A 15,739-nucleotide genomic window follows, 5' to 3' on the forward strand; every position below is an offset into this window, starting at 1 on the left:
CTTAGTTGATCAACTTGCTGCGTGGTGATAGGTCGAAGAGCGTCTTGGTAACTCGATTAAGCTGCTCTTCGCTGATAAACACCCTTTGAGCCATACCAGCTACTGTCCATGGTTGATGCAGACTACTTTCAATTTCATTATAGAGCGCTTGAACACGAGCGGTGGTGCTTGTTGATTTAGGTTCAAAACCCGTCAACGTTCGGACTATTTCACTCAAGAGTAACTTACGGTAACTGGCTCGGCCCCCTATCTCAAAGTAAACCAAGTTCATTAATGACCAGATCTGCTCACACTCTCCAAAAGGCACAATCCCCTGACCTAAACTTGCTATGTGTTGCCACTGCTTAGTATCGGGGGTCAACATCCACGCCATTTTCCAATAGTTATATTGCGGATCGAGTTCAAAACGAAATGGGGTTCCGGCAGGAAGAACCACCAGCGTATACGGTGTAATCGCTTGTACTGATGTCGTGGTTGTTAGAATGCCGCCACCTTCCATAGTGAAAATCAACGTATGAACATTAACGGATTCTCGCTCAACCCAATAACCATCGTATAGTTTTGCCATACCGCCCATATAGACACCAAAGCTTTTCATCTCTGGGATATCTTCAACGGTCAAAAAACGTTCTTTGCAATGTTCCGCGAGAAAAACATCATCTTGCCACGTTGATTTAGGCTCCATGGTATCAATGACGGATTCGCACAGGTTTTGTTGTTTTTTAAACATGTTGTTACTTCGCTCAAATCACTATAGTTCTGCCATAAATCGGAGAGCTTATGACAACTAACATCAACCCTAACTCATCTATGAATAACAAGCCAGAGAGCATATTACCACGTATCGTTAAACTTGGTTTACCTGTAGCTTTGCAAAGTGCGCTGGTTGCTATTCTTGCCCTTGCTGACGTCTTGATGGTCAGTGATTTTGGTATGGAAGCAGCAGCCGCTGTGGGAATCGCATCAAAATGGCACTTCGTTGCGATTATGATTATGGCAGGGTTGGCCTCAGCAAACGGTACATTAGTTGCTCAATACTGGGGAAAGAATGACCGAAAAAGTGCACGTACAGTGTCATCCATCGCGATGGTGTTTGGTTTAAAAGTTCTGCTGCCTGTTACAGCAATCATCACTCTTGGTTCTCAGTTTTTAATGATGTTGCAAACTAGCGATCAAACCGTGATTGAGCTTGGAGCGACTTACCTATGGTATGGGTTCCCTGTTCTACTTCTAACTCACATTGTTGTAGTGGTAGAAGCAAGCATGCGCTCATCAGGTGACACCGTAACTCCACTATTGTTAGGTGGTATTACTATTGCACTCAACATTGCGCTTAACTTCGTTCTAATTAAAGGGGCTTTTGGCATTCCAGCAATGGGCGTTGCAGGTGCTGCATTGGCGACAACCTTAGCGCGATTGATTCAAGTGGGCTTAATGTATAGCTACATGCGTGTGCGTAAACACTGGCTGCTAACCACCCCAAGCTCACCGCACCGTCCATCACTGTGGCTTTCTTACCGTCGTATTGCGTTGCCGCTAACGATGAATGCCGTGTTGTGGGCAATGGGTACCATGGCGTACCAAATGATCTTCGGTCACATGGGCACAACAGAGCTTGCGGTGTTCTCGATGCTCGCGCCGTTCGAATCGCTGTGTTACTCGATCTTCTTTGGTATCTCCGTAGCGTGTTCAGTATTGCTTGGCCATTCGCTGGGCCGTGATGAATTTGATGATGCTATGAGCATGGGTCTAACATTCATTAAAGCCGTCGTTGGCTTTGGCGCTCTCGTTGGCTTGCTACTGTTTATGGGTAAAGAGCATGTACTATCATGGTTAAACCTTTCTACAGATGCATTGTACCCGCTTGCTTCGCCAGCAATGATGATCATGTGTTTTGCAGTGGTGATTCGTATGCTCAACATGGTGATCATTAACGGTATTATTCGTGCTGGTGGTGATAACGCTTTCTGCCTTCGCATGGATTTCATCGCGATGTGGATGGTGGGTATTCCAGTGTGTGTTTATGGCGCGTTTGTCGCTGGGTGGGACTTCAAATACATCTATGGCCTGATGTTAGTAGAAGAAGTGGTGAAATTGGCAATATGCTCGCACCGCTACTTGAGCCGACGCTGGATCAACAATCTCACAGTGACCTACGACGAGCCTCAAGCGGTGTAGCTTTATACATAAAGTATTCTTTCTACAAGACTGCCTTCTGATAATGCAGTTAGCAGAAACACAAAAGGTCTGAGCAATCAGACCTTTTTCGTTTCTTCTGCGACCACTTTAAAGCACTAGTTACTTCTTGTTCATTCGGATATGGCGATTAGACACATTCGGCAGTGGCTTCTCTGGCACTTTACGTTTCTCATGAATCAAATGTCGTATTGCTAAAATCGGATGCTTAAGTAGCATTCTTGGCCCTGCATAGCGCATCACTAAACGCATCTGCTCTTTCGGGTCAGGCTTATAACAATGAATCGGACACTTATTACAGGTCGGCTTTGCTTCGCCATAAGGGCATCTATCAAGTCGTGTCGCTGCATAACGCAACAGTTGCTCACACTCTTCACATAACGCGTTATTCTGACGAACCGCACCGTGGTGATCTTTGCAGTAGATGTGCACCATCGCAATAACGGTTTTGTACTCCGTTGCGAGTTCGCCTTGTAGAATGTTGTTATGTTGGAACATGATTAATTACCTAATGAGAGACCGTACAGGTTGAGTTCTAGATCTAAAATGATTATCCTCCACCGCATAAACTAAATACAAGGCTATGCAGCAATGAACCGTAAGAAAAAAATCAATCAAATTCTAAAGAAAAGACAGAAACAGGCGAATTCTAAACTGCATGGTAGCAACAAGCCTCGCTATATTTCTAAAGCTGACCGCGCAAAAATGGAAGCTGAAGAACAAGCGAAAGCCGCTCTAGAGCAAGCTGAGGGTTCAGTAGAGACAACGGTTGAAGCAGAAGAAGCTGGTATTGAAACTAAAGAAAAAAAAGCTGCAGAGTAAACTTTTGACTCACGAGATACTCTTGCTCAGCGCTCAGATCAGAGCCTGTAGACAAGAACAAAAAAAGCAGCCTCTATTTGGGCTGCTTTTTTGATCCTACCGTATTAACCTAGCGACTTAGCTATTCAATTAACCTTTGAATGGTTTAACTTCCCAACGTGCGAACGGCGCTTTTGCATTAATCCCTGCTCTTCCCCAGCGGTCTACCGAGTCAACAACAAGAATTCGCTCATTAGGCACCAATGACTTAATCAAAGTCGTCGGCTTTTTCGCTGTCACTAACCATAGCGCATCGTCTTCTGAAAACATCGCTTTGAGCTTCGCTTTATCTTGCTCTGTCCATTCCAGTTCAGCTTTGAACATACGTTCTTCAACAAACAGTTGGCTGCCAGAAGCAAAATCTTCCAAGCTTTCTGAAAGCAACAATACTGAATCTACATCGTTATCCAATAATACCGCTTGTTGCTTGTTAATCAGTTCACGAACATCAAGCATCACACGCTGCAAATTACGATCAATCGTCTCTGCTTGCGCTGGCCACAATAACTTAAAGTCGTCAGCCACGATAGCGGCCATTCGCGTTAGATTGGTTGGATTTAACCAAGCATACTTAGACACATCACCACTCGATAACGTCAACGCAGCGACACCTTGTGCTCGTGGAGTAATCGCTTGAGCCGCATCCACCTCTACCAAACGGATGTTACCCTGCCTTGCGTATACAAATGTAGGATCCGCTTGCCAAATAGATGACAGTGTTAATGCAACGGTCGCCTTCTCTCCTGACTTAAGCACCTTGCTTTCACCCTTAGTGCCAAACCAGTTAGGTAAGCGATCAATGCCGTAACGTTTTGGTGGTAGGTATTCAGTGGTAATGTCAGTGCCTTTGGTTAGCTCTGTTGCCAATGCATAAGTCACAGGTGTGCTCGTTAAGATATCTTCTGCATTAGCGTTCAGTGACACCACAGATCCAGCCATTAACACACTACCAAGTACACCCACTTGAGCCGCTGTTTTTACTGAGCTTGAAATACGATTCATCAAAGGAGTCATGGTTATGCCTTTCTTATAATTCGGTATAGCGTTGCCGCTAGGAAAAACGTTGCAGAAACGATGATTATTGAAGCGCCTGACGGCACAGGCAGTTTAAGTTCCATCGGTAATACCGTTCCGACTAAACATGCAATGGTTGCCAGCAACGCAGAAAGCAAAACAAAGCTCCCCATGCGTTTAGTCAACAATCGCGCCGTAGCACCCGGAATCAATAATAACGCACCAACCAAAACAGCACCCACGATCTTCACCGCAGCAATCGTCACCAAAGTAATCATCATCACAAACAGGTAGTCATAGAAGCTGGTGTTATAGCCGCGCACCTTGGCAATATCCGGGCTAATACAAGTGAGAAGAATACGGTTGAACGTCGGTATCAAGAGCAAAATGATGAGCGCGCAGCTGCCTGCGAGAATTGCTAAATCTTGGTCTGTTACCGTGAGAATCGAGCCAAATAACACGTTCTCAAGCATGTGGATATTGATCTTACGCGCCACGTACATCAGCAATGCCGCACCTACTGCCAATGCTAGCGCAAGAAAAACACCGACTAAGGTATCGTATGGCACATTGGTTCTGTTTCTTACAAAGTGAAGAAGCAAAGCGAAGATCATACAGAAGCTAAACAAGCCAATAATTGGGTTTTCTGGTGGCTCACCAAGCAAAACACCAATGGCAATACCGGTTAATGCTGCGTGACCTACCGCTTCAGAGAAGAATGCCAGACGCTTTGCAATGACCAAAGTACCAAGGCCACCTAATAACGGGCCAAGTAACAATGCGGCAACCAGTGCGTTCACCATAAACGCATACATGAAGCTGTCTGATAACCAACCCGCTTCAACGCCACTAGTGGCAAGTTGTCGTAACCACTCCATTACGCAACCTCCTTCGATTTGGGGATGGCAGATCCACTGCTATAGTGCTGAAACAGACTCTCGATTTTAGTAGGGTGTAGTACTTGTTCATGTGGACCACTATCCACCAAGAATCGATTCACAACATGTACATTCGCTTCAAGGCGACGCACTGCGGTTACATCATGGTGAACGGCAAGAATCGTACGGCCTTCATCAACACATTCACGAACTAGCGATTCTAAATAACGAACGCCCTGCTCATCCATGCCAGTCGTAGGTTCATCCAACACCAATAGGCTTGGGTTATCCAATAAGGCTTGAGCAAACAACACACGTTGCTGCTCGCCACCCGACAATTGACCCATACGGCGGTCGCTACGAGTCGCCATTCCCACACGGTCGAGTTGCGCTAATGCAAGATCCAATTGCTTAGACTTACGACGCCAAAACAGTGGAATTCGAGTTTGGTTAAGCAGGACGAAATCCATTACCGTCAGAGGTAAGCTCGATTCGAAGGTCGCTTTCTGAGGAACGTAACCAATGCTTGGCTTTTGTGGCCAATGAATGTTGATTTGACCAGAGAAAGGCGTCAAACCAAGAACTGAACGTAGCAAAGAGGTTTTGCCACCGCCGTTTGGCCCCATGATCACATGGCACTCACCCGCTTTAAGATCTAGCGTGATATCATCAAGAATCACGTTGTTGTCGTATTGCAGACCGAGTTGGTTGATTGAAATTGATGGACCTTGCATTACGCCTTCCCGCTTTTAGTCTGGTTAGCCGCAGCAAATTTCATGGCCTCGATTAACGTTTCTAAGTTCTTCTTCATTTCGATTTCCACCTTATCGTCTTGATACTCACCGTGCGTCATGTGAGAGAAACGGTAAAGCTGAACGCCTGTTTCTGCTTCAATCGTGTCAACAAAGCGGTTTGGCATGTTTAGCTCGTAGAACAGAACATCAATGCCTGATGCGCGGATTTTCTCGATCGTATCTTGCAGTTGGCTCGCACTTGGTTCAACACCGTGTGCAGGCTCAATCACCGCCGCAACATCCACACCAAACTCTTGAAGGATATAGCCATAAGCATTGTGCGTGGTCGCCACTTTCATACCTGATGTATCGAGTTCACCTAATGACAACATCGCATCACGCTTCATAAAGCGAAATTGCTTGGCGTACTTACGTGCATTCTTACGATAAAAAGCTGCATTGTTTGGATCGAGTTTAGAAACTTCACTCGCGATGGTGTACACCTTTTGGATTGTTGTAGAAAGTCCAACAAACGTATGTGGGTTCACCGCGCCTTGGCCAACAGACTGGCCTAATGCAGGAAGTAGAGGTACTTCTTTGTTCGCTTCAATAACCATTAAATCATCACGTTGCGCAGCTGAAATGACTTTTAATGCGAAGTCATCGTGGCCAATACCGTTTACGACGATTGCATCCATCTGGCTCAATCGCTTCAAGTCATTCGGTTGTGGCAAGTAGTTATGCGGGTTAAAGCCAGCATCAACCAAAGGAAGGATGTTCACTTTGTCACCTACCACTGCTTTTACGTAGCTATAGTAAGGCTGTAGGGTAATACCTATCGTCAACTTGTCGCTGTCGACTGTGTATTCTTTTGCCAATGCATTGGGTGTCGATAGCACCGCCATTAACGACATCAATAGAGTCATGAATCGCATAGTAAATCTCTTATTATTTGTGAACTTATGGTCAATGAGCTGATTAGTCCGTAAGCTTTTTGATTTTGTGAACATCTTCTTTTTGAACATATTGCTGATGAGAACCTAAAGTTTGAAACATTGCTTAATGAGAAGCAGCGTCATGTTGTTCAGATACTTCTGACTCGTTCACCACCAGTTTCCAGCCTGCGGATTCCAATGTGTTTTCATCAAATTGAGTAGGTTTGCTTGCGACACCACCAAAGAAAATCCAGATTTCCGGAGAAACACTATTCGCATTCAAAATAAAGGAGTCCGCGAAGCCATGATCGCTTTGTGCAGCATATTCACTTGATGTAGCGTGTTCACTTGGCGTAGAAAAGTAGTAACCACGCTCGTCCAATAGCCAAGCATGAGAACCTTTGCGCTTCCAACTCTGGTCTTCAACAAATGGCGCAACCCATTCATCTTTAAGTGACACAACACTTGGCCATTCGCCGTCTAAGTCCATGCGAAGATCACGAATCTCTTCATGAGCTAAACGGAGTTCTGACAGCATCGCCAAGTTTGCTTGTTCAACATCAGTCACTAAGACTTGGTGATCAAGGGTCACTTCGATATGAGATTCTGCTTGATTAAACGGAATAGCAACCGTCGCAAAACAAAGGATGAATATAATGATTAGGCCAACCCACTTGCCCTCTCTTCCGCCTGTGTCAGCGCGTACACTTTGAATCATCATTTTTCTTTGATCTCTACAACGTCGACTTCAACAGGAAACTCGTGACCTGAATCAAACACAAGGTAAAACTCAGAATTTGGGTTTGGAAATTCGACAATAGAGCGTTTATCCGTCATCTCTTTCGCTATCAAGTTATCTTCGTAGTCGTACATCGCGACTGCGTAATCTATCGCTTTACTACCATCAGAGTAACCCGCTTCACAGGCAACCGTTTTGCCTTCAAACCAACAGCTCATCAACGGAAAATGTGCTTGCACAGGTAATGCAGCGAAACCAAGTCCCAGAGCTAAGCAAGGAGTCATTAATACGTTAAGTTTTGTTTTTATTGTCATGGTTCGTACCCTAGCCACAGTGCAAATTCTCAGTAGTAAACTGAGCAATAAAGGGCTCAAATGAGCCCTTGTCTTTTTCAACTAATAATGGTGACCAAAAAGTTCTAGTCAGATAGTTGGTAGTCCAATAATTCAAGGATTCAGCCCCGGAAAAACCGCCTATTGAATCTGAGCTTCAAACGTTAGGTGCACATTCGCACTTGCTTTGTCTGCCAATGGGTTGTCAACCAACTCACCTTTATAGTTCGCTTTCATTATGTAACGACCAGCAACGTCCGGAGTGAAAGTAATTTCACCATTTTCATTACTCACTAAATCAATTTGTTCTTGATGGTTGCGGTAAAGCGTACCTTCACGAGTAATATCTACTTTCACGTCTTTCTGGATTTCACCGTTGAAGAAGAATTGGAATGTCACCGGTTCGCCTTCAAGAATGTCGGAAGGGTGTGTCACGGGCTTCAACTCAAGAAGCTTACCTTCAATTTTGAATACTGTTTCCGTTGGCTTTCCAACAGTAATGTAGCTTTCTGCGCGAGTGAAGCTGAGCTGTGTTATCACGTCACGTGGATTCTCAGGTAGCAATGAATCACGCTCAACTTTGGTTGCTTTAATCCATTTCTCTGTGTCACGACGACCCGCTTTGTATAGCGTGTAGTATGACGGCTGGTTGTTAATCGCAACCTTGTGTGTGCCTTCTTCTTCAAAGTAAAAATCAAAGATTGAACGGCGTTTACTACGAACAACAAAATTAGGACGCTCGTTACGACCATCTGGCATAATTACATATGCATTTTCGCTGCCCGCTGGTTTATCATAAACAAACGCTCCATGAGATGCCGTCACATCGAACGTTAGCCAATCCCCTCCCTCTTTAGAAACGGTGAAATGAGAAGGCAAAACCCAACGAGGGTGAGCTTGTGCAGTCGTCGTTGCTGCTAGACCGAACGCCATTACACCCGCAAGAGCAAGCGCCTTTATTTTTGTCTGTTTCATCATGTTCAATTCCATTATTTGTAATTTTTAATCGTGTCACTCAATGAGCGTCTACGATGGCTACCATTATTTATCGCTTCTTTATCTACTACTTAACGATATAGTTGAGCGTAATCTGACCGGTCTCTTCCGTTGGTTCTAATTGGTAAGAAGCATTTTTGTCAGTGAGTGCTACTTTTTGGCGAAGATAGTTTCGGCCACCATGTTCACGTACAACTTCAATATAAACCGTGTATTCACCTTGCTCTAACGATTGACCGGCATCATTTTTGCCATCCCAAGCAAAACGATATTGACCAACAGGACGTGTTGCGGAAGTCACCGCATCAACGAGTTCGCGGTCGTAACGTCCGACTTTTCGCCACCAACTCCGTAAATCTTTAAGCCATTCATCTTGGCCGACCCAAAGCTCGATCGTTTTCACTGACTTTCTTTCACTGTTCTCTACCCATATCGCTACGTAAGGGCGCTTGTATGGAGAAGCCTCAATTCTTGGTAACTCGAAATGCACATCGAGCTTTGCTGTGTCAGGAAGCACCTCAGCCATGCCTAAGCTTGGTAAAAGAGACAAAGCAAGGAGCGATTTGCTCCAATTCATATTTTTCATGTTTAACAACCTTTCAAATCCGTTGCGCCTTTAATTCACCCTCACACCGCCTCATGGAACGGATAGCGGGTTACGGTACGGCGACAAAATAGATAGCAAGTGAAATTGCAGACCCAAATACCGTCCATTTAATAGAGGTATTAAGTGTTTTTTTCTTAGGTAACAGTAAGCACACACCTGTCAGTACAAAGAAGACCATCAATAGCGCAGTAATATCGATGAACCACTTCCACACTTCACCGCTATTACGCCCTTTGTGTAGGTCATTCAACAATGCAATAACGCCATAATTCGTTGTTTCGACTTCCACCATTTCAGAAGTCACATCGACGAACACAGAAGCGTTGTAGCCAGGTCCTTTGAAGTCCATAGACACTTCACCGATGAGCAACTCACCGTCTTCAATCTCTGCGTAGATGTCTAAACCCGAAGGAACGCCAGATAGGTTTGCTTCTTCAAACAAAAACGTTTCAAAAGCAGACTCGTCGGCTTTCAGTCGACCGTCTTGGATCGTAAACAAACTCGTGGGAAGCGTTAGCGTAGAGTGTTGGATATTGGGTTGGCTGGATTCAAATAGCTCAGGGCGATTAAGGGTGATGCCTGTCACTGAAAAGAAAAGAACAACAAACAGCAGCGCCATAGAAATATAAACATGAAGTCGACGAGCCCATGATTGAACTGCCCTACTTTTTAACGACATACAAACCAGTACCTATAGATTTTATGGCGATAATTTAGTTGATAATAATTCGTATTGGCATTCAATTTACATTGTTTACGTTTCTCGCGCGTCGCAAGTAAATTCACATAACATCTACTGAAGAACAATCGAACTGTATACGTATAAGAATCGCGGCAATATAAGTGGGAAACGTAGATATCCTGAGCTCTAGAGCTTATAAAATGGCCCTGTTTAGTCGGAGTTCCGTGCATTTAAGAAAGGAAGTTGAAGCTATTTAGAACAGAGATCACTATCAAGGGCATTGGCATGACGATTAGCTCAAGAGTGGTTTAAGCTTATTGACTATAAAACAGACATAACCATGCAAGTTTAAAAGGATTTAGAAATGCGTATGATTGTAGCTTTGGCTGTATTGGTAACGGCTTGTACTAGCCAGATTGTTAGTACTGACGAACATGTCGAGAGTTACATCGGTTCCAATATTGCCGATGCTCAAACGTTGTATTTAACGCCCCACTCTCAAGCCGTTACATTTTGGGAGTCACGCACATTTGCTTGGGTGGAAACTCAAACCTCACTCGAGAATGGTGAAATACAACATTCTTTCAAAAACCCCTATCGTGACTGCACCATTAACTGGATTGTAGACCAAAGCGGAGTGATCATTGCGGGATCACACAGTGGCGATATGTGTAGCCCTTAACTTTGCCTTTGCTCATACCTCGATCAAACAGCAAGGCCTAATGAAGCACTAAGGCTCAATTTTATTCAATGTACAAAAAAGGGTGTCATTTGAACATTCAAATGACACCCTTTCACTGTCTTATTTGGGACTCTGTTTTCTAGCTTCTAACTATATGTGATTAGGCGTTTCCACTTTCGCTTACCGTTCTAAGCTGAGTCAGGTATTTAATCCAACCTTTAGCCTCAGGAGACGGTTCAATGTTGTTCGCGCGCTTAGCTTGAGCGAGAGCATTATCTAAGTTCTTCAACTTATACCATGAACGTACTTTCGCTAATGCAACGTCAGCTTGCTTGTTCTTGTCTTTCACTTTGTCTAAAACAACCAGAGCTCGCTTGTAGTAACCTTGCTGAACCAATAATTGAGCAACATTCCAATGGTATCGAGTGTTCATATTCGACGCTAACGTCCACACTTCAATAGCATTGTCCCACTCTTTCGCTAACTGCCAGTAGGTTGCTTGCTCAGCCAGAAGTTGAACATCGCTGTTTGCGTCATCTAACTTGCTAATTTCTTGCGCAGCGCGCTCAGGGATGCCTCGTTTCGCGTACAGTTGAGCAAGTAGCCGACGGTCTGAATTATTCAGTTCAACACCTTGTAGCTCAGCAAGCGCTAAGGTATTCAACGCATCTCGGCTACGCTCTAGCCTTAACTGAATCCCGACCAGTTGACGCCACCAGTTGTCTTTTTCGGGTTGAAGTTCAACTAAACTTTCTAACGTAGGAATTGATTGCTTCCATTGTTTTAACTGTAGTTGAGCACCCAGCTTTAACGAGAGAGGCGACAACTGTGGTTTTGAATTAAACTTGTTATGATTACCTATAGCCGCCAGTACTTTCGTCCAGTTTTCGATTTGGTATTCAGCTTGAGCAATTCGCATCCATAGCGTGTCTTTCTTTTCAGTTTCCGGTGCTGTTTTAACGAGCTCATAATAGTGTGGTAATGCCGCTTTAAAATGCTGCTCGCTAAGCAGCAAATCAGCTAACATACGTTTCGTTACCCAAGCTTGCTCATCGACCAATAAGCCACTATCCACTGCATAAGTAAGCTGCTTGATTGCCGTCTCTGTTTTACCATCTTGCCAGTAAAACACACCAAGCATGCGAGCGACATAGGCCTTGTCATAGCCTTTAGATAACTCCAAACTAGCCAAAACCTCAATCGCCTGTTTAACCTGCTCCTCTTGAGCAAGTTTATTCGCCTTTTGAACACGAATAACGGTGTATTGGGTAAGCTCTTTTGCCGGTACTGTAAGGGGCATTATCAACAAGCCCACTAATATCCATATCTGTTTCATCATTTTGCCAACTTAAACTCTAGTTTCACGGTTTGACCAACCTGCGCTACCGCTTTTCCATCGACGACTTTAGGTTGATACTTCCATTTTTTAAGTGCTCTTATCGCTTCACGTTCAAACATACGACGTGGATTTGCATCCGTAACTTGAATATCAACAGAACGTCCTGTTTCATCGATTGTAAAAGACAAAATGACATACCCTTCTGCGCCACGCTTTAGCGCTTTTGCTGGATATCGAGGTTCAACTCGATAAAGCGGCATTACCTGTTGATTTGACCCAAAATCAGAAAATGTTGGAGCGTTAATCGCTAGGCCTTCAATTGAAGTATTCAAATCCAGTGAAGACAGTGAAGACATTGAATTCAGAGGCGTTACTTCAGCTTGCGACTGAGACGTTTGCGCTTGCGGTGGCGGCTCTGGCATTTCGGGTTGTTCCGGGACTGCACGTTGTCTTCTCTGTACTTCTTGTTCTTGTTCAACCATCACCATGTTGAAACTTAACGTCTCACTGTTGTCTGGCGAACGTTGGTGTCCATTATCGACCATCCAAGCCATGAAAGAAAATAGTGCTAAACCCAACGCTCCCGCTAAAGGTAATGCAAGAAATAGGCGAATCATTGATTAAGATCCTCCAAGATCATCGCTTTTCAGCTGCAAGCGCAATATTTTTAACACCCGCATCTTTGGCAGCGTCCATCACTTTAACAACCGTACCGTTATAAGCATGCTCGTCCGCCTGAATAACCAAAGAAGCATCAGGTTGTTCTAGCAACAAGTGTTCTAACGTCGCTTGAACACGTTCAACATCCACAACACGTTTATCTATGAAAATGTCATTCGCAGAAGTAATCGCGACAAAGATACCTGCATCTTTTTGGCTCACTACATTTGAAGCTTGCGGGCGATTGACTTCAACACCAGATTCACGAACAAATGAACTCGTCACAATGAAGAAAATAAGCATGATGAATACGATATCAAGCATCGAAGTAAGGTCTATTTGAGCCTCTTCGTTTTTAGAATGACGTCGACCGAGTCTCATCGTTGACTCCTTAAAGATTTTTCTAATTTCAATTCTAAGCGGTTACAGACTTTCGCTAAACGAGCATGAACAAACATGCCCGCTAATGCAGCAACCATACCCGCCATCGTTGGTAAAGTTGCCAACGAGATACCTGAGGCCATCAATTTAGGATCACTGCTTCCTTGAGTCGCCATGACATCAAAAACGGAGATCATACCGGTTACGGTACCGAGCAAACCCAACATCGGACAAATAGCAACTAACAGCTTAATAAAGTTCAAGTTTTGGTTAAGCAAGATACTCGCTTGCCCCAACCAACCTTCACGAATGGCTTTAGCATGCCAAGAAGAGTGATCTTCTCTTTCATGCCACTTTGTAATCCAAGCTTGGCGTTGCTTTGGAAAATAGAACGCGAGATAAAGCACACGTTCTACCACAAGTACCCAAAAAACGAGGACGACAGCCGCTAGCCACCACAGGACGAAACCGCCCTGATCCATAAAGTTTGATAAAGACAGCAGCCAGTTACTCGTTAACCAACTCGCTGGTAATAGAGAACCCGACAAAATATCCATTACGCGGCAGTCCCAACTTGTGAAACAACAGCGCTTGGTTCAATAGACTTCTCTGCCTGCTCAGCAACAAGGCCAATGCCCTGTTTCTCCAAAATATTACGAATGTTCTCTGACTGAGTACTCAGAATGTTGTGTGCCAATAGCAGTGGCATTGCAGCAACAAGGCCAAGTACCGTTGTAACAAGTGCCATCGAAATGCCGCCCGCCATTACTTTAGGGTCACCATTACCAAACTGTGTGATCACTTGGAATGTTTCTATCATGCCGGTTACGGTACCTAGCAAGCCAAGCATTGGTGCTAGAGCAGCTAGAAGCTTCAGCATTGATAAACCTTTCTCTAGGTGAGTTTGTTCATCCACTACCGCTTCTAAAAGTCGCAGTTCTAATGCTTCTACTGTTTGATTTTTCTCTTTGCTGTAAACCGCAAGAACACGACCCAGAGGGTTGTCTCCCGCTTGTTCAGGTTTTTTAAGTTGAGCGCGAATCTTCTGACGAGCGATAGCCAAAGAAATACCACGAACCAATGCGATGATTAAGCCAATTGCCAACAAGCCAAGAATAACTTTACCTACTAGGCCACCGGCTTGCAGACGATCAGCTAGGCTTGGTTCCAAAGCTAATTGTTCTAGCATGAATCCACGAGAAGGATCGACGACCACGTTAGACACTTCGCCATTAGCTAAAGTAGAAAGCGACGCCAGTGTTGGACCTTGTGAAGGCTGCTTCAAGTAAACTATTGCATCTTGATGTCTAGCATCCCACCATACGTAACCTGACTCAGCAACTAAGCCAATAGAACCCAGTCGATAAGCTTCTGCCTTTTCAGTGACCCCTTCACTATTAACTAGTGAAACTGTCGACTTGCTTATCTCTGAACTTGCTTGAATTTGCTCCATCATGCTCAACCAAAGACCTGTTAACTGGGGCATTGACGGTAATGATTTTGCGTCCACGATTTGATAAACAGTTTCTGTATACGCTGCGCGATCTACGTTAGTTACTGTATCCGTAAGCTCATGTTCAAGGTCTTTTGCATTTTGTCTTACAACGCCAAACAACTCACCTAAGCTACCTGTTTCTAAACGCAGTTTCTCTTCTAAACGAGCAAGCTTGTTTTCGTTATCACTGAATGTCTGAGTCAGAACATCGGTCGCACCTTGAATAGAGCTACGTTTAGCTTCAAGCTGTGCTTTGATCGCTCTGAGTTGTTGTTCTGTCTTTTTAAAGTCAGCTTCACGAATTACGTTATGAGACGCTTGCGTGCGACTCTCTGATTTTGCTTTGTTAACAAGCTGAGCTGTCGTGTCTGATGCAGAGAAAGCAGAAAATGAAATTGACGTAATGCAAAGCAATGCTGCTAATGGCTTTAAGTTCATTACTTAACCTCCGCAACAGTTAAAGAAACAGGTAAAGTAATTAAGCTTGGAGACGCTTGCTTATTAGCAATATCGTACGCTTTGTCCAACTCAGATTTCATCGAAGAATCCAACTCTTGCCATTGATCGCTATTTTGGTCCCAAGACCAATATTGGGTACCATTTAAGTTACGAGCGACCAGTGAAATGCGGCCAAGATGCAAAATATCAACTTCAAGCACTTTATCTTGACTTAACTCGACACGGCTTGAATAAGAACTTAGCTTAATACCGTAATCCACTTCAATTTGGTACGCCTCTAAAATACGGCGATATTTTTCAGCATCACTGACATCAGCACGAGTCATCATCGCTTTCAGCTTTTCAACGCGACGCAGACGGCTATTTGTCTTGAAAGGTAGATCGCTTTCAATAACTTCCTGGAGACCATCGATCATCTTGTACATTAAAGGCACAACACCTTGACGTGTTAGTTTGATTTCGTCGATCTGCCCTTCAATACTCAGCGCTTCTTGATCTTGGCTCTTAACCAATGCGGCAAGATGATCGTGATAGATTTCTAAATTTTTCACTTCTTCTTGCAGACGCTCAACCTCAGCTTGCAGCAATAATGTTGCTTGTGAGCTTTTATCAATAACCTTTTGGCTCGAAGCCGACGCGTTATTGGTCTTGTTTTGAATTGATTGAGCTTGATCCAAGCTGTTTGCCATCGATGACGTTGCAACCAAACTGATGGCAAGTGCTAGGCTAGTTTTTAAAAGATTCATAAT

The 15,739-nt window shown here is 44.2% G+C and carries 19 protein-coding genes and 1 pseudogene; 3 read left to right on the forward strand and 17 right to left on the reverse strand.

The window, feature by feature from the left end; genetic code table 11:
* Positions 1 to 7: 7 nt before the first annotated feature.
* Positions 8 to 730, reverse strand: a pseudogene (locus MED222_RS19350) (helix-turn-helix transcriptional regulator); the annotation flags it as partial.
* A 50-nt stretch (positions 731 to 780) separates the two neighbouring features.
* Between MED222_RS19350 and MED222_RS19345 the strand changes: the two are divergent.
* Entirely contained in the window at positions 781 to 2,178 is a 1,398-nt protein-coding gene (locus MED222_RS19345) for an MATE family efflux transporter (protein ID WP_009845391.1), read from the forward strand.
* A gap of 120 nt (positions 2,179 to 2,298) precedes the next feature.
* Here MED222_RS19345 and MED222_RS19340 read toward each other — a convergent pair whose 3' ends face one another.
* Positions 2,299 to 2,694, reverse strand: coding sequence for a nitrous oxide-stimulated promoter family protein (locus tag MED222_RS19340; RefSeq protein WP_009845392.1), 396 nt, complete (start codon positions 2,692 to 2,694; stop codon positions 2,299 to 2,301).
* 93 nt (positions 2,695 to 2,787) lie between these two features.
* Between MED222_RS19340 and MED222_RS19335 the strand changes: the two genes are divergently transcribed.
* Positions 2,788 to 3,018, forward strand: coding sequence for a DUF2986 domain-containing protein (locus MED222_RS19335; RefSeq protein WP_009845393.1), 231 nt, complete (start codon positions 2,788 to 2,790; stop codon positions 3,016 to 3,018).
* Positions 3,019 to 3,147: 129 nt separating this feature from the next.
* On the opposite strand, the gene MED222_RS19330 is transcribed toward MED222_RS19335, so the two are convergent.
* The 9 genes from MED222_RS19330 to MED222_RS19290 all read right to left on the reverse strand — a co-directional run bounded on the left by MED222_RS19330 (position 3,148) and on the right by MED222_RS19290 (position 9,971).
* Positions 3,148 to 4,071, reverse strand: coding sequence for an ABC transporter substrate-binding protein (locus MED222_RS19330; protein WP_009845394.1), 924 nt, complete (start codon positions 4,069 to 4,071; stop codon positions 3,148 to 3,150).
* Positions 4,072 to 4,073: 2 nt separating this feature from the next.
* Positions 4,074 to 4,949 (reverse strand): metal ABC transporter permease, encoded by an 876-nt coding sequence (locus MED222_RS19325; RefSeq protein ID WP_009845395.1) that lies wholly within the window; start codon positions 4,947 to 4,949, stop codon positions 4,074 to 4,076.
* Positions 4,949 to 5,683, reverse strand: coding sequence for a metal ABC transporter ATP-binding protein (locus MED222_RS19320; protein WP_009845396.1), 735 nt, complete (start codon positions 5,681 to 5,683; stop codon positions 4,949 to 4,951). Before MED222_RS19320 ends, MED222_RS19325 begins: the two co-directional genes overlap by 1 nt.
* Positions 5,683 to 6,618, reverse strand: coding sequence for a metal ABC transporter solute-binding protein, Zn/Mn family (locus tag MED222_RS19315; RefSeq protein ID WP_009845397.1), 936 nt, complete (start codon positions 6,616 to 6,618; stop codon positions 5,683 to 5,685). The genes MED222_RS19320 and MED222_RS19315 overlap by 1 nt, the downstream gene beginning before the upstream one ends.
* A 124-nt stretch (positions 6,619 to 6,742) precedes the next feature.
* Positions 6,743 to 7,339, reverse strand: coding sequence for a DUF6162 family protein (locus tag MED222_RS19310; protein ID WP_009845398.1), 597 nt, complete (start codon positions 7,337 to 7,339; stop codon positions 6,743 to 6,745).
* Positions 7,336 to 7,671 carry a hypothetical protein gene (locus MED222_RS19305; protein WP_009845399.1) on the reverse strand — a complete coding sequence of 112 codons (336 nt, stop codon included), beginning with the start codon at positions 7,669 to 7,671 and terminating at the stop codon, positions 7,336 to 7,338. The genes MED222_RS19310 and MED222_RS19305 overlap by 4 nt, the downstream gene beginning before the upstream one ends.
* A gap of 159 nt (positions 7,672 to 7,830) precedes the next feature.
* Positions 7,831 to 8,667 (reverse strand): DUF4198 domain-containing protein, encoded by an 837-nt coding sequence (locus MED222_RS19300; RefSeq protein ID WP_009845400.1) that lies wholly within the window; start codon positions 8,665 to 8,667, stop codon positions 7,831 to 7,833.
* 85 nt (positions 8,668 to 8,752) lie between these two features.
* Positions 8,753 to 9,271 carry a DUF2271 domain-containing protein gene (locus tag MED222_RS19295; RefSeq protein ID WP_009845401.1) on the reverse strand — a complete coding sequence of 173 codons (519 nt, stop codon included), beginning with the start codon at positions 9,269 to 9,271 and terminating at the stop codon, positions 8,753 to 8,755.
* Positions 9,272 to 9,341: 70 nt separating this feature from the next.
* The gene (locus MED222_RS19290) at positions 9,342 to 9,971 is read right to left on the reverse strand and encodes a PepSY-associated TM helix domain-containing protein (protein ID WP_032555053.1); all 630 of its coding nucleotides are present in this window, start codon (positions 9,969 to 9,971) and stop codon (positions 9,342 to 9,344) included.
* A gap of 367 nt (positions 9,972 to 10,338) precedes the next feature.
* On the opposite strand from MED222_RS19290, the gene MED222_RS19285 reads away from it, so the two are divergent.
* Entirely contained in the window at positions 10,339 to 10,656 is a 318-nt protein-coding gene (locus MED222_RS19285) for a hypothetical protein (protein ID WP_009845403.1), read from the forward strand.
* Positions 10,657 to 10,816: 160 nt separating this feature from the next.
* Here MED222_RS19285 and MED222_RS19280 read toward each other — a convergent pair whose 3' ends face one another.
* Genes MED222_RS19280 through MED222_RS19255 form a run of 6 tightly spaced genes read right to left on the reverse strand, consistent with a single transcriptional unit; the run spans position 10,817 to position 15,736 of the window.
* Positions 10,817 to 11,995, reverse strand: coding sequence for a tetratricopeptide repeat protein (locus MED222_RS19280; protein ID WP_017099923.1), 1,179 nt, complete (start codon positions 11,993 to 11,995; stop codon positions 10,817 to 10,819).
* Positions 11,992 to 12,612: an energy transducer TonB gene (locus MED222_RS19275; RefSeq protein WP_009845405.1), complete on the reverse strand. Its 621-nt coding sequence runs from the start codon at positions 12,610 to 12,612 to the stop codon at positions 11,992 to 11,994. The genes MED222_RS19280 and MED222_RS19275 overlap by 4 nt, the downstream gene beginning before the upstream one ends.
* A 19-nt stretch (positions 12,613 to 12,631) precedes the next feature.
* Positions 12,632 to 13,036: an ExbD/TolR family protein gene (locus MED222_RS19270; RefSeq protein WP_009845406.1), complete on the reverse strand. Its 405-nt coding sequence runs from the start codon at positions 13,034 to 13,036 to the stop codon at positions 12,632 to 12,634.
* Positions 13,033 to 13,593 (reverse strand): MotA/TolQ/ExbB proton channel family protein, encoded by a 561-nt coding sequence (locus MED222_RS19265; RefSeq protein WP_009845407.1) that lies wholly within the window; start codon positions 13,591 to 13,593, stop codon positions 13,033 to 13,035. The genes MED222_RS19270 and MED222_RS19265 overlap by 4 nt, the downstream gene beginning before the upstream one ends.
* Positions 13,593 to 14,969: a MotA/TolQ/ExbB proton channel family protein gene (locus MED222_RS19260; RefSeq protein ID WP_009845408.1), complete on the reverse strand. Its 1,377-nt coding sequence runs from the start codon at positions 14,967 to 14,969 to the stop codon at positions 13,593 to 13,595. The genes MED222_RS19265 and MED222_RS19260 overlap by 1 nt, the downstream gene beginning before the upstream one ends.
* On the reverse strand, positions 14,969 to 15,736 hold the full coding sequence (locus tag MED222_RS19255) for a DUF3450 domain-containing protein (RefSeq protein ID WP_009845409.1): 768 nt from the start codon (positions 15,734 to 15,736) through the stop codon (positions 14,969 to 14,971). The genes MED222_RS19260 and MED222_RS19255 overlap by 1 nt, the downstream gene beginning before the upstream one ends.
* Positions 15,737 to 15,739: the final 3 nt, after the last annotated feature.

This window comes from Vibrio sp. MED222 (assembly GCF_000153005.1).
GTDB classification, from domain to species: Bacteria; Pseudomonadota; Gammaproteobacteria; order Enterobacterales; family Vibrionaceae; genus Vibrio; species Vibrio tasmaniensis_A.

Bases quoted from the DNA above. Each gene is read 5' to 3' on its own strand.
- MED222_RS19345 (WP_009845391.1), top strand. From the start codon at position 781: ATGACAACTAACATCAACCCTAACTCATCTATGAATAACAAGCCAGAG.
- MED222_RS19340 (WP_009845392.1), bottom strand. From the start codon at position 2,694: ATGTTCCAACATAACAACATTCTACAAGGCGAACTCGCAACGGAGTAC.
- MED222_RS19335 (WP_009845393.1), top strand. From the start codon at position 2,788: ATGAACCGTAAGAAAAAAATCAATCAAATTCTAAAGAAAAGACAGAAA.
- MED222_RS19330 (WP_009845394.1), bottom strand. From the start codon at position 4,071: ATGACTCCTTTGATGAATCGTATTTCAAGCTCAGTAAAAACAGCGGCT.
- MED222_RS19325 (WP_009845395.1), bottom strand. From the start codon at position 4,949: ATGGAGTGGTTACGACAACTTGCCACTAGTGGCGTTGAAGCGGGTTGG.
- MED222_RS19320 (WP_009845396.1), bottom strand. From the start codon at position 5,683: ATGCAAGGTCCATCAATTTCAATCAACCAACTCGGTCTGCAATACGAC.
- MED222_RS19315 (WP_009845397.1), bottom strand. From the start codon at position 6,618: ATGCGATTCATGACTCTATTGATGTCGTTAATGGCGGTGCTATCGACA.
- MED222_RS19310 (WP_009845398.1), bottom strand. From the start codon at position 7,339: ATGATGATTCAAAGTGTACGCGCTGACACAGGCGGAAGAGAGGGCAAG.
- MED222_RS19305 (WP_009845399.1), bottom strand. From the start codon at position 7,671: ATGACAATAAAAACAAAACTTAACGTATTAATGACTCCTTGCTTAGCT.
- MED222_RS19300 (WP_009845400.1), bottom strand. From the start codon at position 8,667: ATGATGAAACAGACAAAAATAAAGGCGCTTGCTCTTGCGGGTGTAATG.
- MED222_RS19295 (WP_009845401.1), bottom strand. From the start codon at position 9,271: ATGAAAAATATGAATTGGAGCAAATCGCTCCTTGCTTTGTCTCTTTTA.
- MED222_RS19290 (WP_032555053.1), bottom strand. From the start codon at position 9,971: ATGTCGTTAAAAAGTAGGGCAGTTCAATCATGGGCTCGTCGACTTCAT.
- MED222_RS19285 (WP_009845403.1), top strand. From the start codon at position 10,339: ATGCGTATGATTGTAGCTTTGGCTGTATTGGTAACGGCTTGTACTAGC.
- MED222_RS19280 (WP_017099923.1), bottom strand. From the start codon at position 11,995: ATGATGAAACAGATATGGATATTAGTGGGCTTGTTGATAATGCCCCTT.
- MED222_RS19275 (WP_009845405.1), bottom strand. From the start codon at position 12,612: ATGATTCGCCTATTTCTTGCATTACCTTTAGCGGGAGCGTTGGGTTTA.
- MED222_RS19270 (WP_009845406.1), bottom strand. From the start codon at position 13,036: ATGAGACTCGGTCGACGTCATTCTAAAAACGAAGAGGCTCAAATAGAC.
- MED222_RS19265 (WP_009845407.1), bottom strand. From the start codon at position 13,593: ATGGATATTTTGTCGGGTTCTCTATTACCAGCGAGTTGGTTAACGAGT.
- MED222_RS19260 (WP_009845408.1), bottom strand. From the start codon at position 14,969: ATGAACTTAAAGCCATTAGCAGCATTGCTTTGCATTACGTCAATTTCA.
- MED222_RS19255 (WP_009845409.1), bottom strand. From the start codon at position 15,736: ATGAATCTTTTAAAAACTAGCCTAGCACTTGCCATCAGTTTGGTTGCA.